Source organism: Cellulosimicrobium sp. E-16 (assembly GCF_049913115.1).
In the GTDB taxonomy this organism is placed as follows: Bacteria; Actinomycetota; Actinomycetes; order Actinomycetales; family Cellulomonadaceae; genus Cellulosimicrobium.
This window is the reverse complement of record NZ_CP183974.1, coordinates 3335054-3355978: the sequence shown is the minus strand read 5'-3', so window position 1 is coordinate 3355978 and position 20925 is coordinate 3335054. Positions and strand designations below refer to the sequence as shown.

The 20925-nt window shown below is 73.8% G+C and carries 17 protein-coding genes and 1 tRNA gene; 10 read left to right on the top strand and 8 right to left on the bottom strand.

Translation table 11 applies throughout. The annotated features are described in order from the left end of the window. Positions 1-33: 33 nt before the first annotated feature. The 3 genes from ACN9MS_RS14765 (at position 34) to ACN9MS_RS14755 (ending at position 2437) form a co-directional block, all read left to right on the top strand. A complete protein-coding gene (locus tag ACN9MS_RS14765) occupies positions 34-963 on the top strand; it encodes a DUF4097 family beta strand repeat-containing protein (protein ID WP_426309257.1) in 930 nt (309 codons plus the stop codon). Then, a complete protein-coding gene (locus ACN9MS_RS14760; RefSeq protein ID WP_426309256.1) occupies positions 963-1562 on the top strand; it encodes a PadR family transcriptional regulator in 600 nt (199 codons plus the stop codon). The genes ACN9MS_RS14765 and ACN9MS_RS14760 overlap by 1 nt, the downstream gene beginning before the upstream one ends. A gap of 71 nt (positions 1563-1633) precedes the next feature. Next, a complete protein-coding gene (locus tag ACN9MS_RS14755) occupies positions 1634-2437 on the top strand; it encodes a DUF4097 family beta strand repeat-containing protein (RefSeq protein ID WP_426309255.1) in 804 nt (267 codons plus the stop codon). Positions 2438-2508: 71 nt separating this feature from the next. Here ACN9MS_RS14755 and ACN9MS_RS14750 read toward each other — a convergent pair whose 3' ends face one another. Together ACN9MS_RS14750 and ACN9MS_RS14745 are read right to left on the bottom strand one after the other, a co-directional pair. After that, on the bottom strand, positions 2509-3132 hold the full coding sequence (locus ACN9MS_RS14750; protein ID WP_047232150.1) for a GDSL-type esterase/lipase family protein: 624 nt from the start codon (positions 3130-3132) through the stop codon (positions 2509-2511). A gap of 93 nt (positions 3133-3225) precedes the next feature. Further along, on the bottom strand, positions 3226-4140 hold the full coding sequence (locus ACN9MS_RS14745; RefSeq protein WP_426309254.1) for an aldose 1-epimerase family protein: 915 nt from the start codon (positions 4138-4140) through the stop codon (positions 3226-3228). A 108-nt stretch (positions 4141-4248) separates the two neighbouring features. Here ACN9MS_RS14745 and ACN9MS_RS14740 point away from each other — a divergent pair, with 108 nt between their 5' ends. Continuing rightward, positions 4249-5244 (top strand): aldo/keto reductase, encoded by a 996-nt coding sequence (locus tag ACN9MS_RS14740; RefSeq protein ID WP_426309253.1) that lies wholly within the window; start codon positions 4249-4251, stop codon positions 5242-5244. Between the two features lie 180 nt (positions 5245-5424). Here the strand turns inward: ACN9MS_RS14740 and ACN9MS_RS14735 are convergent, their stop codons facing one another. The 3 genes from ACN9MS_RS14735 to ACN9MS_RS14725 all read right to left on the bottom strand — a co-directional run bounded on the left by ACN9MS_RS14735 (position 5425) and on the right by ACN9MS_RS14725 (position 11603). Then, positions 5425-9201: a multifunctional oxoglutarate decarboxylase/oxoglutarate dehydrogenase thiamine pyrophosphate-binding subunit/dihydrolipoyllysine-residue succinyltransferase subunit gene (locus tag ACN9MS_RS14735; RefSeq protein WP_426309252.1), complete on the bottom strand. Its 3777-nt coding sequence runs from the start codon at positions 9199-9201 to the stop codon at positions 5425-5427. Positions 9202-9597: 396 nt separating this feature from the next. After that, complete coding sequence (locus ACN9MS_RS14730; RefSeq protein ID WP_426309251.1) at positions 9598-10803, bottom strand: HAMP domain-containing sensor histidine kinase; 1206 nt, start codon at positions 10801-10803, stop codon at positions 9598-9600. Continuing rightward, a complete protein-coding gene (locus tag ACN9MS_RS14725; protein WP_231581757.1) occupies positions 10800-11603 on the bottom strand; it encodes a response regulator transcription factor in 804 nt (267 codons plus the stop codon). Before ACN9MS_RS14725 ends, ACN9MS_RS14730 begins: the two co-directional genes overlap by 4 nt. Before the next feature lie 169 nt (positions 11604-11772). Between ACN9MS_RS14725 and ACN9MS_RS14720 the strand changes: the two genes are divergently transcribed. The 4 genes from ACN9MS_RS14720 (at position 11773) to ACN9MS_RS14705 (ending at position 15729) form a co-directional block, all read left to right on the top strand. Beyond that, a complete protein-coding gene (locus ACN9MS_RS14720; protein WP_426309250.1) occupies positions 11773-13131 on the top strand; it encodes a hemolysin family protein in 1359 nt (452 codons plus the stop codon). Continuing rightward, positions 13128-14171, top strand: a complete 1044-nt coding sequence (locus ACN9MS_RS14715) for a hemolysin family protein (protein WP_426309249.1) — start codon at positions 13128-13130, stop codon at positions 14169-14171. Before ACN9MS_RS14720 ends, ACN9MS_RS14715 begins: the two co-directional genes overlap by 4 nt. Before the next feature lie 132 nt (positions 14172-14303). Next, complete coding sequence (locus ACN9MS_RS14710) at positions 14304-15113, top strand: M15 family metallopeptidase (protein WP_426309248.1); 810 nt, start codon at positions 14304-14306, stop codon at positions 15111-15113. 52 nt (positions 15114-15165) lie between these two features. After that, positions 15166-15729, top strand: coding sequence for a hypothetical protein (locus tag ACN9MS_RS14705; protein WP_426309247.1), 564 nt, complete (start codon positions 15166-15168; stop codon positions 15727-15729). Positions 15730-15798: 69 nt separating this feature from the next. Here ACN9MS_RS14705 and ACN9MS_RS14700 read toward each other — a convergent pair whose 3' ends face one another. From ACN9MS_RS14700 to ACN9MS_RS14690, 3 genes are all read right to left on the bottom strand, one after another. Continuing rightward, positions 15799-16431: a CYTH domain-containing protein gene (locus ACN9MS_RS14700; protein WP_426309246.1), complete on the bottom strand. Its 633-nt coding sequence runs from the start codon at positions 16429-16431 to the stop codon at positions 15799-15801. A gap of 109 nt (positions 16432-16540) precedes the next feature. Beyond that, positions 16541-16613: transfer RNA gene (locus ACN9MS_RS14695), tRNA-Arg, on the bottom strand. Between the two features lie 101 nt (positions 16614-16714). Further along, positions 16715-17518 carry an isocitrate lyase/PEP mutase family protein gene (locus tag ACN9MS_RS14690; protein WP_426309245.1) on the bottom strand — a complete coding sequence of 268 codons (804 nt, stop codon included), beginning with the start codon at positions 17516-17518 and terminating at the stop codon, positions 16715-16717. A 202-nt stretch (positions 17519-17720) separates the two neighbouring features. Here ACN9MS_RS14690 and argS point away from each other — a divergent pair, with 202 nt between their 5' ends. Together argS and lysA are read left to right on the top strand one after the other, a co-directional pair. Further along, positions 17721-19406: an arginine--tRNA ligase gene (argS, locus tag ACN9MS_RS14685; RefSeq protein ID WP_426309244.1), complete on the top strand. Its 1686-nt coding sequence runs from the start codon at positions 17721-17723 to the stop codon at positions 19404-19406. Next, positions 19403-20791, top strand: coding sequence for a diaminopimelate decarboxylase (gene lysA / locus ACN9MS_RS14680; protein WP_426309243.1), 1389 nt, complete (start codon positions 19403-19405; stop codon positions 20789-20791). The genes argS and lysA overlap by 4 nt, the downstream gene beginning before the upstream one ends. Positions 20792-20925: the final 134 nt, after the last annotated feature.

Below are 20925 nucleotides of genomic sequence, written 5' to 3'. Positions count from 1 at the left end.
CCGCACGGGACGCGACCACGGACGGAGACACGGATGACGCAGGAGAGCTGGACCGTCACGGGTCCGCAGGCCATCGACCTGGCGCGCGTGCGGACGCTCGACGCGACGGTCATCGGCGGGCGCATCGACGTGGTCGCGCACGACGACCCGACGCGCACCGACACGCGCGTCGAGGTCCACTCGGTGGTCGGGCGCCCCCTGGAGGTGCGTCTCGAGGGCACCACGCTCCGGGTCGGCTACGGACCGTTCGTCGCGGGCTGGAAGGGCTTCCTCGAGCGCTTCCGCACGTACACCGGCAAGGACGCCGCGGACGTGCACGTCGCCGTGCCGGGGACGACGCAGGTCAAGGTCGCGACCGTGCAGGGCGAGGCCCTCGTCGCGGGCGTGCGCGACGGCGCCCGGCTGGCGACCGTCTCCGGGTCCGTGATGACGAGCCGCACGCGAGGCGGGCTCCGTGTCGACACGGTCTCGGGCGAGGTCTCGGCGAGCGAGCACGACGGCCCGGTCCGCATGGACTCCGTGTCCGGCGGCCTCACGGCGACGGGCGCGCTCCACGCGCTCCGTCTCGACTCGGTCTCGGGCTCCGTCACCGTCGACACCCGCACGACCCCGACCGAGATCACCGTGAGCGCGGTCTCCGCCGACGTGCTCGTGCGCCTGCCTGACCCCGACGCCATGGACTACGCGATCCGCTGCGTGAGCGGGCGGCTGCTCGTGGACGGCGCGGAGCAGCGCGGGTCCGCGCGCTCGTTCCACCGGCCCGCGCGGTCCGGGAAGGGTTCGCCGGTCCGGGTCTCCGCCGTCTCCGGCGACGTGACCGTCCTGCGCGGGGCGCCGGACGAGACGTCGGAGGACGCCGCCGAGCACCCGGTCGAGGACGCCCCGGTCGACGCCGACGCCCCCGCGTGGGGGAGCCCGCGGGCCGGGGGCGCCGCGTCGTCGAGCGGGCCGGTGGACCGCTGATGGCCACGGTCTTCGCGCACGGCGAGCTCCGGCTCTACCTGCTGGCGCTCCTCGACACCGGGCCCAAGCACGGCTACGAGCTCATCACCGAGCTCTCGGAGCGCTTCGGCGGCACCTATCGGCCGAGCGCCGGGACCATCTATCCCCGCCTGGCGCGGCTCGAGGACGAGGGCCTCGTGCACCGCAGCGCCGACGGCCGCAAGACGACGTACGAGCTGACGCCCGCGGGGCGCGCGGAGATCGAGGCGCGCCGCGGGGACGTCGCCGCGCTGGAGCACGGCATCGCCGAGACGGTGCGCCAGCGCGCCGAGGCGCTGCGCGCCGACGTGCAGGGCTCGCTGAAGGGCCTGCGGGCCGAGCTCGCGGCCGCCGCGCAGACGGCGCGCGCCCGCCCGCGCGACGGCGAGCCCGACCCGCGGCGCCGCGAGTCGTACGCGTGGCGCATGGAGGCCGAGGCGCTGCTCCAGCGATTCCGTGAGGACGTGCGCGCCGACCTGCGCCGCGCCGACGCCGCGAGCGTGGTCTCCGAGCTCACGGTCGACACCCTGCGCACCGTGCTCGACAGCGCGCGCAAGGCCGTGCGAGCGACCCTGCCCTGACCGAGGATCACGAGAACCCCTCGACGAACGCATCGCACCCCCGAACCAGACAACCGAACGAGGAGAAGCGCATGAGCACCGAGTCCTGGGTCATCAACGCCCCCCAGACCGTCGACGTCGCCGACGTCCGGCGCGTCGTCGTCCAGCTCACCGACGGCGCGGTCGACGTCGTCGCCGACCCCGCGCGCGAGGCCGGGGCCCACCTCTACGTCAGCGAGGTGTCCGAGCGTCCGCTCCAGGTGAGCGTGCACGACGGCGAGCTGCGCGTCGGCTACGACTTCGCCGGTGTCGAGGGCCTCGTCGAGCGGGCGAAGGGCCTGCGCGACAAGGACCGCGCCGTCGTGCGGCTCACCGTCCCCCCGCACGTACCGGTCAAGGTGACGACGGCGCGTGCCGCTGCGAGCGTCCTCGGCACGCAGGCGGACCTGTCGGTCACCACGGCGACGGGTGCCGTCCGCGTCCAGGGCGTGTCGGGCACGGCGTCGATCAAGACGGCGACGGGCGCCGTCGACGTCGGCGAGCACGTCGGCGACGTCCACGTGAGCACCGCGTCCGGCGCGGTCACGCTCGGCGGGACGCTCGGCCGCGTGTCCGTGAACACCGTGACGAGCGGCGTCGAGGTCGTCGCGCGCGAGAGCACCCCGCTCGTCGACGCGCGCACGGTCTCCGGCGACGTGGCCGTGCGCCTCGGCGCCGGCTCGCCGGTCAACCTCAAGGCCCGCAGCGTCACGGGCAAGGCCGTGCTCGACGGCGTCCGCCTCGACTCCAGCGCGCAGCGCACGACGTCGGTCGACCACGTCGACCAGCCCGGCGCCGGCGGCGCGTACGTCTCGGCGAATACCGTCTCGGGCGACCTCACGGTCTCGCGCGGCTGACGCCCGCGCGCCGACGGCCCGCGGTCCCGGGAGCGATCCCGGGACGGCGGGCCGTCGTCGTGCGTGGTGGTTCAGACCGTGTCGTCCGGCAGGCCCAGCCAGGCATGCCAGCCCGTGTGCAGCACGAGCCAGGCCATGAGCCCGTATCCCGCCTGGCCGGGGAACCCGTTGCCGCTCTGCGCGAGGTCCGCGAGCCACTGCTCGTGCGTCACGAGCGGGCTGAACGTGTCCACGTACGGCACGCGGCGTCGGTTCGCGACGTCCGAGAAGGCGTGCGAGAGCTCGGCGAGCCGCTCGGCGTCCTGCGCGTGCCCCGGCGGAGGCCCGACGACGAACGTCGGCAGGCGGTGCGACTCCGCGACGTCGAGCACGTTCGCGAGGTTGAGGCGCGAGCGCGCGACGGAGAGCCCCGCGTCGAGGTCGTGGCGACCGAGGCCGATGACGAGGCGGTTGTCCACGTCCGGCTCCGGGGCGAACCGCCGCGCGGTCTCCGCCTCCCAGCGCTGGCTGAGCGCCGTCGTCGTCTCGCCGGGGATGGCGAGCGGGAACACGTACGCCGGCTGGGGGAAGCGTGTGCGCGCGACGACGCGCCCCGCCCACCCCAGGGCCTTCGCGTCGCCGACGCCGGCGCTCAGCTCGTCGCCGACGACGCAGATCCGTACCTCTCGACTCACCGCGTCTTCCACGGGCGCCATTCTCCCCGACGCGGGCGGCGCCGGTCGAAACGGGCCCGTGGTGACGGCGTGTCCAGCCGGACATAGGGGACGGACCGCCCGCGAGCAGCCGGGTCAGAGCAGCGTCGCGCCCCAGGTGACCTCGTGCGAGGCGCCCGGCTCGAGCCGCACGAGGCGCTCGCCGGTGCGGAACGCGTCCGCGATGCAGCTCATGGGCTCCGCCGCGACGCCGGACCGGCGGAACGCGACGTCCCCCACGTGGTCACCCGTGCAGACCTGCCAGGTGTCCATGGAGCCGTCCATCCAGACGGCCGACGTGCGGCCGTCGGGAGCGGAGAGGCGCATCCAGGACAGGCCGTCGGCGTCGCGCAGCACGTCGACGTAGGCGTCGTCCAGGTCGACGCCCGCGAGCAGGCGCGGATCGCGCAGGTCGTGGCTCCCTGCGGCGGGCTCGGTGCCGGTGGGCAGGAGCCGCTCGTCGGTCGTGACGCGCGTCGCGGCGTCGAGGCGCAGGGTGCACTCGTCGAGGTTCGCGCCGTCAGCGGACAGCCACGGGTGGAAGCCGATGCCGTACGGCGCGGTCGCGGCGCCGACGTTGGTGGTCCGCACACGGACCCGCAGCCCGGCGTCGTCGAGCGAGTAGGTCACGCGCGAGACGAGGTCGAAGGGGTAGCCGGGCGACGGCGGCAGGTGCAGCTCGAGCGTCGCGCTCGTCGCGTCGTGCTCGACGACGACCCAGCGCTGCCAGCAGGCGAGCCCGTGCAGCGCGGTGCCGCGGTCGGGCTCCGACACGGGCACCTGGTAGGTCGTGCCGTCGACCTCGTACGCGCCGTCGCGCAGCCGGTTGGGCCAGGGGAGCAGGACCGCGCCGTTGAACGCGGGCGCGACCTCGTCCTCCGGGAAGGACGTGAAGACGGGCCGGCCGCCGACCGTGTACTCGCGCACGGCCGCTCCCACCTCGGTGATCGTCGCTGCGTGCTCGCCGTGGGCGATGCGGACCTGGGTCCCCGAGGGGGCTTGGGTGTTCACGCTCACATACGGTACTCGGCGTGCGAGCGTGCGCGATGCGCTCTCGCCAGTCAGACTCGGTGCCCGGGTGTGTCTCCCGGCGTACCCGACGCAGCACGAGGAGGAACGATGGAACGACAGGTGCTCGGACGCACGGGACGGCTCGTCTCGGTCGTCGGACTGGGAACCTGGCAGCTCGGCGCCGACTGGGGCGACGTGAGCGAGGACGACGCGCGCGCCGTGCTCGACGCCTCCGCCGAGGCCGGCGTGACGTTCTTCGACACCGCGGACGTGTACGGCGACGGGCGCAGCGAGCAGATCATCGGTGGCTACCTCGCCGACAACCCGGGCCACGCGATCACGGTCGCCACGAAGATGGGTCGCCGCGAGGAACAGGACGCGGACAACTACACCCTCGCGAAGTTCCGCGAGTGGACCGACCGGTCGCGCCGCAACCTGCGGACCGACCGCCTCGACCTCGTGCAGCTCCACTGCCCCCCGACGGCGGTCTACTCGCGCGACGAGGTGTACGACGGCCTCGACACCCTCGTCGCCGAGGGCGCGATCGCGAGCTACGGCGTGAGCGTCGAGACGGTCGACGAGGCGCTCACCGCCATCGCGCGTCCCGGTGTCGCGACCGTGCAGATCATCCTCAACGCGTTCCGGCTCAAGCCCCTCGACGCCGTCCTGCCCGCCGCGTCCGCCGCCGGGGTGGGCGTCATCGCGCGCGTGCCGCTGGCGTCCGGCCTCCTGTCGGGGAGGTACACGAAGGACACGACCTTCGCGGCCGACGACCACCGTACCTACAACCGCGACGGGAGCGCGTTCGACGTCGGCGAGACGTTCTCGGGCGTCGACTTCGAGACCGGCGTCCAGGCGGCGGGCGAGTTCACCACGCTCGTGCAGGACGTCGTCGGGCAGGACCTCACGCCCGCCCAGGTCGCGATCGCGTGGGTCTGGCAGCAGCCCGGCGTGTCGACCGTCATCCCCGGCGCGCGCAACGTCGAGCAGGCCCGTTCGAACGCCGCCGCGGGCGACGCGGACGTCCTCGGCCCGCTCTTCACCTCGGGCGTCCGCGAGATCTACGACGAGCACCTGCGCGCCACGATCCACGACCGCTGGTGACCCACGAGATCGACCCGCACGTCACCAGATCGACCCCCTGAGGGTCGATCTCGGACGCTCGGGTCGATCTCGCGGTGGCGGCGGCGCCCCCGGGCGCGACCGTGCCGCACGCACCGACGACGAAGGCCCCCTCCGCTCGGAGGGGGCCTTCGTCGTGTCCAGGGCCGGAGCCCGGCTGCGTCAGCGGGCGAACGCCTGCTCGAGGAGCACGGCCTGCTGGGCCTGGTGCTTCTTCGCCGTGCCGGCGGCGGTCGACGCCGACGCCGGGCGGGAGACGACGCTCACGCGGGGCAGGTCCTCCGGCAGGTTGATGTGCACGAACGACCAGGCGCCCTGGTTCTCCGGCTCGTCCTGGACCCACACGACCTCGGCGCCCGGGTACTTCGCGAGCTCGGTCCGGATGCCGTCGACGTCGAGCGGGTAGAGCTGCTCGAGGCGGACGAGCGCCACGCCCTCGTCGCCGCGCTTGGTGCGCTCGGCGAGGAGGTCGTAGTACACGCGGCCCGTGCAGAGGAGCACGCGGTCGACCTTCGCCGGGTCGGCCGTCGCGTCCGGGATGACGGGCTGGAACGTGCCGGTCGTGAAGTCCTCGACGCTCGACGCGGCGGCCTTGAGGCGCAGGAGCTGCTTCGGCGTGAAGACGATGAGCGGACGACGCGGGCGGGCGTACGCCTGCTGGCGCAGCAGGTGGAAGTACGACGCGGGCGTCGACGGCTGCGCGACCGTCATGTTGTCCTCGGCGGCGAGCTGGAGGAACCGCTCGATGCGCGCGGACGAGTGGTCCGGCCCCTGGCCCTCGTAGCCGTGGGGGAGGAGCATGACGACCGAGGAGTACTGGCCCCACTTCTGCTCGGCGGACGAGATGAACTCGTCGATGACCGTCTGGGCGCCGTTGACGAAGTCGCCGAACTGCGCCTCCCACAGCACGAGCGCGTCGGGACGCTCGACCGAGTAGCCGTACTCGAACCCGAGCGCGGCGTACTCCGACAGCGACGAGTCGTACACCCAGAACTTGGCCTGGTCCGCCGACAGGTACAGCAGCGGCGTCCACTCGGCGCCCGTCTCGCGGTCGTGCAGGACGGCGTGGCGCTGGACGAACGTGCCGCGGCGCGAGTCCTGCCCGGCGAGGCGCACGGGCGTGCCCTCCGCGAGGAGAGAGCCGAATGCGGCGAGCTCGCCGAAGCCCCAGTCGATGCCGCCCTCGACGGACATCTGCCGGCGCTTCTCGAGGAGCTGCGCGAGCTTGGGGTGGACGGTGAAGCCCTCCGGCGGCGCGACGTGCACCTGGCCGACGCGCTCGAGGACCGAGCGGTCGATCGCCGTCTTCCAGCCGACCATCGTGCCGGCGTCCTCGAGCTGGGACTCCGGGCGCTCGAGACCGGCGACCGGCTCGCGGTCCGCGGCGGGCGTGAAGCCGCCCTCCTTGGTCTCGGTGAAGACGCGCTCGAGCTGGGCCTGGTAGTCCTGGAGGACGTGCTCGGCCTCCTCGAGCGTGATGTCACCGCGCGCGACGAGGTTCTCGGTGTACAGCTTGCGCACCGAGCGCTTGGCCTCGATGAGGTTGTACATGAGCGGCTGCGTCATCGAGGGGTCGTCGCCCTCGTTGTGACCGCGGCGGCGGTAGCAGATCAGGTCGATGATCACGTCGCGGTCGAACTGCTCGCGGAACGCGAAGGCGAGCTCCGCGACGCGCACGCACGCCTCGGGGTCGTCGCCGTTCACGTGGAAGATCGGGACCTGGTAGCCCTTGGCCACGTCGGTCGCGTACGTCGTCGAGCGCGACGACGACGGACCGGTCGTGAACCCGACCTGGTTGTTGATGATGACGTGCACCGTGCCGCCCGTGCGGTACCCGCGCAGCTGGGCGAGGTTGAGCACCTCGGGCACGACGCCCTGGCCCGCGAAGGCCGCGTCGCCGTGGATGAGGATCGGCAGGACGGAGAAGCCGTCGCCGCCGAGGTCGATGCGGTCCTGCTTGGCGCGCACGATGCCCTCGAGCACCGGGTCGACCGCCTCGAGGTGGGACGGGTTGGCCGCGAGGTAGACCTTCGTCGTCGCCCCGCTCTCCGCGGTGAAGACGCCCTCGGTGCCGAGGTGGTACTTCACGTCGCCCGAGCCCTGCACGCTCTTCGGGTCGAGGTTGCCCTCGAACTCCGCGAAGATCTGCGCGTAGCTCTTGCCCGCGATGTTGGCGAGCACGTTGAGGCGGCCACGGTGGGCCATGCCGATGCCGACCTCGTCGAGGCCGTTCTCCGCCGCCTTCGACAGGATGGCGTCGAGCAGCGGGATCACCGACTCGCCGCCCTCGAGCGAGAAGCGCTTCTGCCCGACGAACTTCGTCTGCAGGAACGTCTCGAAGGCCTCGGCCGAGTTGAGGCGGCGCAGGATGCGGAGCTGGTCCTCGCGCGGCGTGCGGGCGTAGCCCGACTCGAGCCGCTCCTGGAGCCACTTGCGCTGGGTGCGGTCGGCCAGGTGCATGTACTCCACGCCGACGGTGCGGCAGTAGGAGTCGCGCAGCAGGCCGAGGATGTCGCGCAGCGAGGACTTCGTCCTGCCGCCGAAGCCGCCCGTGGGGAACGTGCGGTCCAGGTCCCACAGCGTCATGCCGTGGTTCTGGATGTCCAGGTCGCCGTGCTTGCGCTGCCGGTACGCGAGCGGGTCGGTGTCCGCCATGAGGTGGCCGCGGGACCGGTAGGAGTGGATGAGCTCCGCGATCTTCGCGGGCTTGGCCGCCTCGATCTCGGCGTCCGTGGTGTTGTCGCGGACCCAGCGCACCGGCTCGTAGGGGATGCGCAGCGCCGCGAACACGCGGTCGTAGAAGCCGTCCTCGCCCAGGAGCTTCTGCGACAGGATCCGCAGGAACTCGCCCGACTGGGCGCCCTGGATGATGCGGTGGTCGTAGGTCGACGTGATCGTCAGGACCTTCGAGATGCCCAGGCGCGCGAGGCGCTCGGTGGACGCGCCCGCGAACTCGGCGGGGTAGTCCATCGCACCGACGCCGATGATCGTGCCCTGGCCGGCCATGAGGCGCGGGACCGAGTGGACGGTGCCGATGCCGCCGGGGTTGGTGAGCGAGATCGTGGTCCCGGCGAAGTCGTCGACGCCGAGCTTGCCGCCGCGCGCGCGGCGCACGAGGTCCTCGTAGGCCGCCCAGAACTGGGCGAAGTCCATCGACTCGGCCTTCTTGATGCTCGGCACGAGGAGCTGGCGCGACCCGTCCGGCTTGGCGAGGTCGATCGCGAGACCGAAGTTCACGTGCGCCGGCTGGTTCACCGCGGGCTTGCCGTCGAGCTGCGTGTAGCTCGCGTTCATGACCGGCATGTCCGCCAGCGCCTCGACGAGCGCGAACCCGATGAGGTGCGTGAACGAGATCTTGCCGCCGCGGCCGCGCGCGAGGTGGTTGTTGATGACGATCCGGTTGTCGACCATGAGCTTGGCCGGCACCGCGCGCACCGACGTCGCCGTCGGCACCTGGATGCTGGCCTCCATGTTCGTCACGACGCGCGCCGCGGGACCGCGGAGCTTCTGCACGTCGTCCCCGACGGTCTCCGCCTCGGCCGCCGGGGCGCCGGCGACCTTGCGGGCCGGGACCTGCGCGTACGGCGCGGTCGCGGGCTGGGCGGTCGCGACGGGACGCGTCGCCAGGACCGCCTCGGCGGCGGCGTTGACCGCGGGGTCGGCCGGGAGCTTCGGGGGCTTGACGCGCTGCGCCGCCTCGGCGGCGGCCGAGCCGTCCGTCACGGCGGCGGGGACGACCGGCGCGGCGGGGGCCGCCGGTGCCGTGGGGGACCCGTTCACGGGCGTCGACGGCGCGGCGGCCGTCGTCGTGGCCTGCTCGGCACGCTCCGCCGGACGGTAGTCCTCGAAGAAGTCCCACCACGCGGGGTCCACCGCGTTCTTGTCCAGGAGGTACTGCTCGTACAGCTCGTCGACCAGCCACTCGTTCGCTCCGAACACGGAGCTTGCGTCGCTGATCGCCTCTGACTCAGCCTTCGGGGACACGCGAGGATCGCCCACTTTCACACACAGGTCGCTGTCGGTCACAGTCTGCGAGCAGACGCGTGGCGGCACGCGCGAGGCGTGGCGCCCGACGTCGGCGCAGACTCGTCCGGATTCCGGACCACTCCAGCCTAGGCCCTCGACGGCGGCCCAGGGGGCTGCGCGGGACGTTCGCGCGCGGCCTGTTCGCGGGTTCTTCACGCCGCGTCTGGGCCAGGCAAACGTGACCCCACGCGGACCTCGTCGGACGGCAAGATCGCGGAATTCCAAGCCATAGCGAGGTATCCGGGGCGCGCGGTGTGACGGAACTCACTCGTCCTCGCGTGCTCGTGACCCACGCTGTCAGCGCCGGGCTCAGCGCGCCGTCGGGTCCTCGCGGCCCGCCGCCGGGTCGTCGAGCAGGTCGGGCTCGACGGGGTGGGCGTGCGCCGGGAGCGTGACACGCATCGTCGCGCCGCTGCGCGAGTCCGCGACCTCGATCCGCCCGCCGTGCAGGTCGATCGCCCACCGGACGATCGCCAGGCCGATGCCCGTCCCGCCCGTCGAGCCGCCCGTCGTCGTGTGCGTGCCCGTCGCGCTGGCCCGGGCGAAGCGCTCGAAGATGCGCTCGCGGTCCTCCTTCGCGATCCCCGGGCCCTCGTCCACGATCTCGAGCACGACGTCGTCGTCCACGGGGTACGCCTCGAGCCGGATCTCACCCCCCTGGGGAGAGTGCCGGATCGCGTTCTGGAGGAGGTTCGTCACGACCTGGTGCAGACGCTCGCGGTCCGCCTCGAGCACGAGGTCGGGCGGCGTGACGTCGACGACGTACCGCAGCTGCTTCCCGGCCTCCACCATCGACACGGCCTCGGCGTTCTCCTCGAGGAAGTCGCCCACGTCGATCTCGGTGATGTTGAGGGCCGCCGCGCCGGCCTCGATGCGCGACAGGTCCAGGAGGTAGGAGACGAGGCGCGTGAGGCGCTCCGTCTGCGCCAGGGCCATCTCCATGGTCGCGGGCGTCGGCTGCGTGACGCCGTCGACGACGTTCTCGAGCTGTGCCTGGAGCGCCGCGATCGGGGTCCGCAGCTCGTGCGAGACGTTCGCGATGAGCTCGCGGCGCACCTGGTCGCTCGTCGCCAGGTCCTCCGCCATGACGTTGAACGCGACCGCGAGCTGGCCCACCTCGTCGCGGCTCGTCGCCCGCACGCGTCGCGTGTAGTCGCCGTCGGCCATGGCGCGTGCCGCCGCCGTCATCTCGCGCAGCGGTGACGTCATGCCGCGCGCGAGGAGCTGGGTGAGCAGCAGCGACAGGACGATCGCGAGCGGGAACGTGCGCGACGGCCCGAGCTGGTTCTGGAGCCCGATCCACGTGATGAGGACCGCGAGCGTGACGGTCGCGGCCACGAGCACGCCGAGCTTGATCTTCAGCGAGCGGAACGAGTCGAGCGGCCGGACGTCGGGCAGGTGGGGGCGGATCGTGTGCGCACGGTGCACGCCGTTCCGCGCCGGAGCGTTCGTCGACCCGCCCGGGCCCCGGCCCGGGCCCGTGCCGTCGGCCGGGTCGGCAGGGGAGGAGGTCATCCGGCGGGCGGCTCGAACGCGTACCCGACGCCGTGCACCGTCCGGATGAGGTCGGCGCCGAGCTTGCGGCGCAGCGCCTTGATGTGCGAGTCGACGGTGCGCGTCCCGCTCGCGTCGGCCCAGTCCCACACCTCCGCGAGGAGGCGCTCGCGCGTGAGCACGGTCTTGGGCGAGCTCGCCAGCATGACGAGGAGCTCGAACTCGGTGGGCGTGAGGTGGACCTCCTCGCCCGCGCGGTAGACCCGGCGCTGGGCCTTGTCGATGGTCACGTCGCCGACCGTCATGGGCGGGTCGGTCGGGGCGGCGCTCGCGGCCTGCGTGGCGCGGTCGACCCGGCGCAGCAGCGCCTTGATGCGCGCGACGAGCTCGCGCATCGAGAAGGGCTTCGTCATGTAGTCGTCCGCGCCGACGCCGAGCCCGATGAGCATGTCGGTCTCGTCGTCGCGCGCGGTGAGCATGAGGATCGGCACGGGCTGCTCGGCCTGGATGCGCCGGGTCACCTCGAGGCCGTCGATGCCGGGCAGCATGACGTCGAGCACGATGACGTCCGGGCGCAGCCGCGTCGCGGCGTCGACGCCGGAGAGCCCGTCGCGCGCGACCTCGACGCGCCAGCCCTCCGCGCTCAGGCGCTGCGCGATCGCGGTCGCGATGGCGGGCTCGTCCTCGACGACGAGGACCGTCGCCGCCTGCTGCGGGGTGCCGCCGGCCAGAGGTGCCGTCGTGGGCACGGGCCCGCGGCCCGGGACGGGACCGGCGCCCGCGCCGGTCGGTGATGCGCTCGCTGCCCTCGGATCTGCCATGGGATACAGCGTGGCACACGTCGGCCCAGGTCGGCCGGATTTCGCCGCCGCCCGGCACCCCGGGCGCCGCACGGCCGGGCGGCCCGGGGGGAGCGGGCGCTAGCATCGTCGGCACGATGAAGAGCACCTCCCGATATCGGTGGAGCACCTCGTGGTAGGCGACTGGGCCATGGTCGCGCTCGGGGTGCTCCTCACCGCAGGCACCGCCGTCTTCGTGGCCAGCGAGTTCTCCCTGGTCACCCTCGACCCCGCCGTCCTCCCCGCGGGCGACGACCCCGACCAGGAGGGCGACAGACGCGGCTCCCCGCCGTCGGGCCGGAAGGCCCGTGCCGACCGCCGCGACCGCAGCGTCCGGGCCGGTCTCAAGCACCTGTCGACCGAGCTGTCGTCCGCGCAGGTCGGCATCACGCTGACGACGATCCTCCTCGGCTACACGGCGCAGCCCGCGCTGCTCTCGCTGTTCGGCACCGGGCTGGGTGCCACGGCGCTCGGCCAGGCGGCGTCCGCCGTCCTCGCCGGCGTCCTCGCCCTCCTCGTCGTGAACTTCGTCTCGATGCTCTTCGGTGAGCTCATCCCGAAGAACTTCGCCCTGAGCGCGCCCTACGCGACGGCCCGGCAGGTCGTGCCCGTGCAGCGCCAGTTCACCAAGCTGTTCCGGCCGGTGATCGCCGTGCTCAACGGGTCGGCGAACGCGATCCTGCGGCGCGTCGGCGTCGAGCCGCGCGAGGAGCTGTCGGGCGCCCGCTCGGCCTCGGAGCTCGCCGCGCTCGTGCGCCGCTCCGCCCAGGAGGGCACGCTGGACGTGTCCGTCGCGACGCTCCTCACCAACTCCATCGAGCTGGACGAGCTGAGCGCCGTCGACGTCATGACGGACCGGATGCGGATGGTCGTGGTCGACCGTGACGCGACGGCCGCGGACGTCGTCGACGCCGCGCGGCGGACCGGGCACTCCCGGTTCCCCGTCATCGGCGAGGACCGGGACGACGTCGTCGGTCTCGTCCACCTGCGCCGCGCCGTCGCCGTCCCGTACGACCGGCGCGAGGAGGTCCCGGCGGCCGCGCTCATGGTCGAGGCGCCCCGGGTCCCCGAGACCGTGCGCCTCGGCCCGCTGCTCGTCGAGCTGCGCGGGTTCGGGCTCCAGATGGCGGTCGTCGTCGACGAGTACGGCGGCACCTCCGGCGTCGTGACGCTCGAGGACGTGGTGGAGGAGCTCGTGGGCGACGTGGCGGACGAGCACGACCCCCGCCGCTCCGGCGCGGCCCGGCGCGCGGACGGCTCCTGGCTGGTTCCCGGCGTCATGCGGCCCGACGAGCTCACCGAGGTGACGGGCCTGCGCGTGCCCGAGGACGGCGCCTACGAGACGCTCGGCGGCCTCGTGATGGCCCGGCTCGGGCGCGTGCCCGTCCCGGGCGACGAGGTCGTCGCGGGCGACGCACGGGACCGCGTCGTGCTGCGCGTCGAGGCCATGGAGGGGCGGCGGGTCGAGCGGCTCTCGGTCCGGGCGACGCCGGTGGAGGTGGAGTCGTGAGCTCGACCACCGCACTGCTCGTCGCCGTCCTCCTGCTCGCGGGGAACGCGTTCTTCGTCGGCGCCGAGTTCGCCGTCATCTCCGCGCGCCGCTCGGCGATCGAGCCGCTCGCCGCGCAGGGGAACCGCCGGGCGCAGACCGTCCTGTGGGCGATGGAGAACGTGTCCCTCATGCTCGCGTGCGCCCAGCTCGGCGTCACGGTCTGCTCGACGGGCCTCGGCGTCGTGGCGGAGCCCGCGCTCGCGCACCTCATCGAGGACCCGCTGCACGCGCTCGGCGTGAGCACGTCGCTCGCGCACCCCATCGCGTTCGTCGTCGCGCTCGCGATCGTCGTCTACCTGCACGTGGTGCTCGGCGAGATGGTCCCCAAGAACCTCGCCGTCGCGGGGCCGGAGACGGCGGTCATGTGGTTCGGGCCCCCGCTCGTGTGGATCGGGCGCGTGCTGCGCCCGGTCATCGTCGCGCTCAACTGGCTCGCGAACCACGCGGTCCGGGCGACGGGGGTCGAGCCCAAGGACGAGGTCGCCTCGGCGTTCACTGCGGAGGAGGTCCAGTCGATCGTCGAGCACTCGCAGGCGGAGGGCGTGCTCCGGGACGAGCAGGGCCTCCTCTCGGGCGCGATCGAGTTCTCCGAGCGCACGGCGCAGGACGTCATGGTCCCGGTCGCCGACCTCGTCACGGTCACCGAGGGCTGCACGCCCGAGGAGGTCGAGCGGCTCGTCGCGAAGACAGGGTTCTCACGGTTCGCCGTCGCCGACGCGTCGGGCGAGCTCGTGGGCTACCTCCACGTCAAGGACGTGCTGTACGCGGACGAGACGACGCGCGGTGCGCCGGTCCCGTCCTGGCGCGTGCGAGCGCTCGCGACCGCCGCCCCGGGCGACGAGGTCGAGGACGCGCTCCGGGCGATGCAGCGCTCGGGCGCGCACCTGGCGCGCGTCGACGCGCCCGAGGGCGGCGGCGCCCTCGGCGTCGTGTTCCTCGAGGACATCCTCGAGGAGCTCGTGGGGGAGGTGCGCGACGCCATGCAGCGTCGCCACTGACGAGCGTCCCCGGCGCCGAGACCGGTCCTGAGCAGGGGACTTGGCATCGCCGGAGTGCTTCGTTACTGTTCCGTGATTGATCGGTCGTCGGTGGCCCGAGAGCCACCCCGAAGGGTGAGAGGCAGGTGGCGGGTGGAGTCGCAGCAGACCGACGCACCCGCCCTCGAGTCCCGACGGGCCCGGCGCGAGGCGGAGCAGGGCTCCCGTCGTCGTCGCCCCCAGGCGCAGGTCTCCAGCCAGCACCGCTGGATGCCGCGCATCGCCGTCCTCGGGACGCTCGCCGCCGCGACGATCGCGATGCCCCTCTCCGCCGGCGCGGACGACGGCCTCGGCAGCGGGTCTCCCTTCGAGCCCGAGACGCGACCGCTGGGCCCCAGCGCGCTCGACCTCGCGACCGCCGGGTCGACGGCGCCCGCGGTCTCCCAGAGCGTCGCGGCCGCACCCCGCGTCGAGGTGCGCCGCGAGGCCGCCTCCCGGTCCGCCGCGCGCGACCCCCTCCCCGGCTGCGACCCCACCGTGCGCCCCGCCGGCACCAACGGCAAGCTCGACGAGCACGCGCTGTGCGAGCTCTGGCAGGCCGGCGAGCACCTGCGGCCCGACGCGGCCGTCTCGCTGTCGGCCATGAACGAGGCCTTCCGTGCGACGTTCGGTCGCGACCTGTGCCTCGTCTCGTCGTACCGCACGCTCTCGACGCAGGTCTCGCTCAAGTCCTCCCGCGGCGCGTTCGCCGCGCCTCCCGGCTGGTCCATGCACGGGTGGGGGCTCGCGATCGACCTCTGCTCGGTCGAGACCGGCTCGCGCGAGGTCTACGCGTGGATCAACCAGAACGGTGCCACCTACGGCTGGGCCAACCCCGCCTGGGCCAAGCGCGGCGGAAGCGGCGCCTACGAGCCGTGGCACTTCGAGTTCGTCCAGGGCGTCGAGGAGATCCAGAGCTCCTGACGCGCGGCCCGTCGCCCTCCGCCGCGGCCGTCGCCGCCGTATCGTCGGAAGCGTGGCCGACCTGCTCCTCGCCGCGGTCGTCCTGCGCCGTCCCGAGCACGCGCTCGCCGCGCAGGTGCTGAGCCTCGCGCTCTCCGGACTCGTCAGGGTCGAGCCGACAGCGTCCGGGTCGCCCCCGGCTCTCACCCTCCTCGACCCCGAGCCGTCCTCCGAGCGCGACCGAGTCGCGCTCCTCGCGGTGTTCGGCGACGGCGCCGGGCGGGGGACGCGCGTCGTCCTCGACCCCGCCGACGGCGGTCTCCGCGCCCGGGTGCGCTCCGCCTCGCGCGACGTCGTGCGGGCCGCGCGCCGTGACGGTTACCTCGAGCCCGGGCGGGCGCGCCGCCTCACGGAGAAGGGCGAGGCCGTGCGGGCCGAGCTCGTGGCGCTGGAGGACTCCGTCGAGCGGGAGGTGGCGGACGCTCGCGCGCACGACCACGCGCGCGAGCACGTCTCGTCGGGCGCGCTCCCGTGGGCCGTGCTGTTCGGGCACGAGCCCGGGTGGGTGCCTGTCGATCGTCGGACGGTCCGGTTCGACGTCGCGGCCGTGTGCGACGCGGCCGACGCACTGCGCTGACGGCGTCCGTGCGCGACTCCTTGCACGACGACCCCGCGCCCGGGGCGGTGCTCGTCGACGGCGCCGGACCTACGGTCCCGCGAGCCGCTCGTTGCGCCCGAAGTCCTGGAGGAACCGCGGCCCGGACGCCGCGAGCTCGGCCTCGAATTCCTCGCGCCACGAGCCGTAGGGCCGGTTGGCCAGGGCGTCGTTGGAGAAGCGGGGGTCGTCGGTGAGCTCCGTGACGCAGAAGGCGGGGATCTGGAGGTCCGTGACGGGTCCGGTGCGCTCGCACTCGGCGACGACGAGCGGGTGGTTCGCCCCGCCGAACACGTCGACGACCCAGCCGTCCGCCCCGACCCACACCGAGTACCGCGTCTTGACCACGCGCGCGCCGCCACGCCGGATCATCTGCACGCCCACCGCGACGTCGACCTCGCGCTCCGCCTCGTACCGCGTCCCGCCCGCCATGGGCCCCTTCACCGTGAGCGTGCACAGGTCGACGGCGGGCGCGAACCGGTCGAGCAGGCGGACCGGGTCCGTCTCCGCGTCCATCGTCGCGTCGACCGTCGGCACCTTGGCACGCAGCCGCAGCGCGTAGCCCTCGTCCGCCAGGTAGTAGCTCTGCACGATGAGCGCCGGTGCGTCGCGCAGGTCCTCGGGCAGGTCGCGCACGAGGAACCGGCGCTCGAACTCGAAGTCCCCGTAGCCGCCGTCGGTCATGGCCCCACCGTAGCGGGACGACGGGAGGTGCGGCGGTGGACGGGCGGAACCGGAGACGGCGCGAGCCCGGCCGCCAGAGGCGGGCCGGGCTCGTCGGAGCGGAGCAGGGTGCCCTCGATAGGATTCGAACCTACGACCTTCTGCTCCGGAGGCAGACGCTCTATCCACTGAGCTACGAGGGCGAGCGCCGACGGTGTCCGCCGACGCGATGCACGAGACTACCAGCACGTCCGGGGTGCGCGGACCCTCCTCGGGCCGGCGTGACTCTCCAGCGGCGCGCGGGCTACTCGCCCCGCGCGAGCAGCCCGTCGACGTCCGGGAGGGCGTCGAACCGCGTGAACGTGCCCGCCTCGGCGATCTCCCGGGCCGCGGCGAGCCAGCCGCCCCAGGCCGTGCGGGCCAGGGTGCCCCCGACGCTGACCCGTCGGACGCCGACCGCGGCCGCCTCCGCGACCGTCGTGAACGGCGCGTTGATCAGCAGGTTCACCGGCTTGGGCGCCACGGCCTCGACGATCGCGGCGGCGTGCTCGAGCGAGGTGATCCGGGGCGCGTAGAGGCAGTCGGCACCGGCTTCGGCGTAGGCCACGAGCCGGCGCAGCGTCTCGTCGATGTCCGGGTGCCCGACGACGAACCCTTCGGAGCGCCCCGTGAGCAGGACGCCGGTGCCGCTCGCGTCGATCGCCTCCCGGGCCGCCCGGACCCGCTCCGCGGCGAGGCCGAGGTCGTGCAGCGGCCGGTCCGCGTCCCCTGTGGAGTCCTCGATCGACAGCCCCGCGACGCCGGTCGTCACGGCCCGGGTCACATGGGCCGCCACGCCGTCCGGGTCCGTTGCGTAACCGCCCTCGAAGTCCGCGTTCACCGGCACCCCGACGGCTGCGGCGACGACGCCGAGGTGGTCGAGCACGTCCTCGAGCCCGACCCCGGTGTCCGGAGCCCCCCGGGTCCACGCGAACCCGGCGCTCGTCGTGGCGAGGGCCGGGAAGCCGAGCTGTTCCAGCACGCGGGCGCTGCCGACGTCCCACGGGTTCGGCATCACGAAGCACCCGGTCTCGTGCAGGCGGTGGAACTCGGCGACGCGGTCGTCCATGACGGCTCCTCGGCTCGGCGGTCGGTGCGGCCGTTCACGACGCCGGTCGTCGCCGTCGCACCTGCCTCCATCTGACGCCCGACCGCCGGGGCGCCACAACCCCTCGTCTCGTCCGGGTGCGGCCGCGAGCCGCGGCCCCGGCCCCGTCCGGGATCCGGAGACACGGCGACGGAGCGCGCTCGTGCCTCGGTAGAATCGCCCGGTGACCCCCGACGAGCTCTCCGAAGCGCTGAGCGCTGCCCTGGCCGCCGCCGTCGCCGACGGCACCCTCGCCCTGGACCCCGCCGCGGTCCCCGAGCGCGTCCACGTGGAGCGACCCCGCCAGCGCGAGCACGGCGACTGGGCCACGAACGTCGCGCTCCAGCTCGCCAAGAAGGCGGGCACGACGCCGCGCGCCCTCGCCGAGGACCTCGCGACGCGGCTCGCGGCGACCCCGGGCGTCAAGGCCGTGGACGTCGCCGGCCCGGGCTTCCTCAACATCACGCTCGACGCGGCCGCGGCGGGCGAGCTCGCGCGCACGATCGTCGAGGCCGGCCCGGCGTACGGGCGCGGCGGCTCCGAGGCGGGCACGAAGGTCAACCTCGAGTTCGTGTCCGCGAACCCGACCGGGCCCATCCACATCGGCGGCGTCCGCTGGGCCGCGGTCGGCGACTCGCTCGCGCGGGTGCTCGAGGCGAGCGGCGCGGACGTGACGCGCGAGTACTACTTCAACGACCACGGCGCGCAGATCGACCGCTTCGCGCGCTCGCTCCTCGCGCGCGCTCGCGGCCTGGAGGCGCCCGAGGACGGGTACGGCGGCGAGTACATCAGCGAGATCGCGGACGCGGTCATCGCGGACGCGGTCGCCGCCGGCGACCCCGACCCGCGCACGCTCCCGGACGCCGAGGCGCAGGAGGTCTTCCGGGCGCGGGGCGTCGAGCGCATGTTCGGCGAGATCAAGGCGTCGCTGCACGACTTCGGCGTCGACTTCGACGTGTACTTCCACGAGGACTCGCTGCACGAGTCGGGCGCCGTGGAGCGTGCGGTCGAGCGCTTGCGCGAGTCGGGCCACATGTTCGAGCAGGACGGCGCGACGTGGCTGCGCACGACCGACTTCGGCGACGACAAGGACCGCGTCGTCATCAAGTCGGACGGCGACGCCGCGTACATCGCGGGCGACATCGCGTACTACCTCGACAAGCGCGAGCGCGGCTTCGACGAGGTCATCATCATGCTCGGTGCCGACCACCACGGGTACGTGGGCCGCATGATGGCGGTGTGCGCCGCGTTCGGCGACACCCCGGGGAAGAACCTCCAGCTCCTCATCGGGCAGATGGTCAACCTCGTCAAGGACGGGCACCCCGTGCGCATGTCCAAGCGCGCCGGGACCGTCGTGACGCTCGAGGACCTCGTGGACGCCGTCGGCGTCGACGCCGCGCGCTACTCCCTCGCGCGCTCGTCGGCGGACCAGAACATCGACCTCGACCTCGACCTGCTCGCCCGGGCGACGAACGAGAACCCCGTCTACTACGTGCAGTACGCGCACTCGCGCACGGCGGCCGTGGACCGCAACGCGGCCGACCGGGGCGTCGCGCGCGTCGACGGCTTCGTGCCCGCGCTGCTCGACCACCCGAGCGAGGCCGCGCTCATCGGTCGCCTGACCGAGTTCCCGCGCATCGTGGCCCAGGCCGCGGAGCTGCGCGAGCCGCACCGCGTCGCGCGCTACCTCGAGGCGCTCGCGGGCGACTACCACACGTGGTACCAGCAGAAGTCCCAGCGCGTCCTGCCCTACCCGGACGAGGAGGTCACGGACACGCACCGCACGCGCCTGTGGCTCAACGACGCGGTGCGCCAGGTGCTCGCCAACGGCCTCGGGCTGCTCGGCGTCTCCGCGCCGGAGCGCATGTGAGCACGGGCCTGCCGGGGTACCCCGGCGAGCCGTGGTCGCGGGGCGTGCGCCGGGGTGAGGACGGGGCGGTCGAGGTCGCGGGCGTCGGCGTCCACGAGCTCGCGGCCGCGCACGGCACGCCCGCGTACGTGCTCGACGAGGCTGACTTCCGCGCGCGCGCCCGGGCGTACCGTACGGCGTTCGAGGCGGCGTTCCGCGCCGTCGGCTCCGACGTCGACGTGTACTACGCGGGCAAGGCCCTGCTGACGGTGGCCGTCGCGCGCTGGGCGCGCGAGGAGGGCCTGCGGGTCGACACCGCGAGCGGGGGAGAGCTCGCCGTCGCGCTGCGCGCGGGCGTCCCCGGTCCCGAGATCGGGCTGCACGGCAACAACAAGTCCGACACCGAGATCGGCCGGGCGCTGGACGAGGGCGTCGGCCGGATCATCGTCGACTCGCTCGTCGAGGTCGAGCGCGTCGCGCGCCTCGCGGGCGAGCGCGGCGTCGTCGCGCCCGTCATGGTGCGCGTCACGACGGGCGTCCACGCGGGCGGGCACGAGTACATCTCGACCGCCCACGAGGACCAGAAGTTCGGCCTGTCGATCGCCGCGCCGCGCGCGGCGGACGGCACCCGGGCCGGCGACTCCCCGGCCATGACCGCGCTGCTCGACGTGGTCGCGCGCCCCGAGCTGCACCTGCTGGGGATCCACTCGCACATCGGGTCGCAGATCCTCGACCCGTCGGGGTTCGAGGTCGCGGCGCGCGCGGTGCTGGAGCTGCGCGCCGAGCTCGCCGCGCGCTCGGGCGTGCTCGTCGACGAGGTGGACGTCGGCGGTGGCTACGGGATCGCGTACCTCCCCGGGGAGGTCGCGCTCGACCCCGAGCGCGTCGCGAAGGACGTCGCGGCCGCGGTCGATGCGGTGGCCGCGGAGCTCGGCACGCCGCTGCCGCGGTTCTCGATCGAGCCCGGGCGGGCGATCGTCGGGCCGGCCGGCCTCACGCTCTACACGGTCGGCACGGTCAAGCCGGTGACGCTCGACGACGGCCGCGTGCGCACGTACGTGTCCGTCGACGGCGGCATGAGCGACAACATCCGTCCTGCGCTCTACGCGGCGCAGTACCACGCGGAGGTCGTCGGCCGGTCGTCGGACGCGGAGCCGCTCCTCGCGCGCGTGGTCGGCAAGCACTGCGAGAGCGGCGACATCGTCGTCCACGAGGTGCAGCTCCCCGGCGACGTGCGTGCGGGCGACCTCCTGGCGGTCCCGGCGACCGGTGCCTACGGCCGCTCGATGGCGTCGAACTACAACCTGCTGACGCGTCCGCCCGTGGTCGCCGTGCGCGACGGCGCGAGCCGCGTGCTCGTGCGCCGAGAGACCGTCGAGGACCTGCTGGCGCTCGACGAGGGCTGACCGTGCGTCGCGCCCGGGGAGGCCGGCATCCGACCCGTGGGCACGCCCCGGGCGGTCGCACGGGGCGCCGTATCCTGTGCCTGCGGCTCCCGAGCCACCCGGGCACGACCCGGGCCGCGTGCACGGCGCCGCAC

Coding starts and splice junctions, on each gene's coding strand:
- ACN9MS_RS14765 (WP_426309257.1), top strand. CDS start 34: ATGACGCAGGAGAGCTGGACCGTCACGGGTCCGCAGGCCATCGACCTG.
- ACN9MS_RS14760 (WP_426309256.1), top strand. CDS start 963: ATGGCCACGGTCTTCGCGCACGGCGAGCTCCGGCTCTACCTGCTGGCG.
- ACN9MS_RS14755 (WP_426309255.1), top strand. CDS start 1,634: ATGAGCACCGAGTCCTGGGTCATCAACGCCCCCCAGACCGTCGACGTC.
- ACN9MS_RS14750 (WP_047232150.1), bottom strand. CDS start 3,132: ATGGCGCCCGTGGAAGACGCGGTGAGTCGAGAGGTACGGATCTGCGTC.
- ACN9MS_RS14740 (WP_426309253.1), top strand. CDS start 4,249: ATGGAACGACAGGTGCTCGGACGCACGGGACGGCTCGTCTCGGTCGTC.
- ACN9MS_RS14730 (WP_426309251.1), bottom strand. CDS start 10,803: ATGACCTCCTCCCCTGCCGACCCGGCCGACGGCACGGGCCCGGGCCGG.
- ACN9MS_RS14725 (WP_231581757.1), bottom strand. CDS start 11,603: ATGGCAGATCCGAGGGCAGCGAGCGCATCACCGACCGGCGCGGGCGCC.
- ACN9MS_RS14720 (WP_426309250.1), top strand. CDS start 11,773: ATGGTCGCGCTCGGGGTGCTCCTCACCGCAGGCACCGCCGTCTTCGTG.
- ACN9MS_RS14700 (WP_426309246.1), bottom strand. CDS start 16,431: ATGACCGACGGCGGCTACGGGGACTTCGAGTTCGAGCGCCGGTTCCTC.
- ACN9MS_RS14690 (WP_426309245.1), bottom strand. CDS start 17,518: ATGGACGACCGCGTCGCCGAGTTCCACCGCCTGCACGAGACCGGGTGC.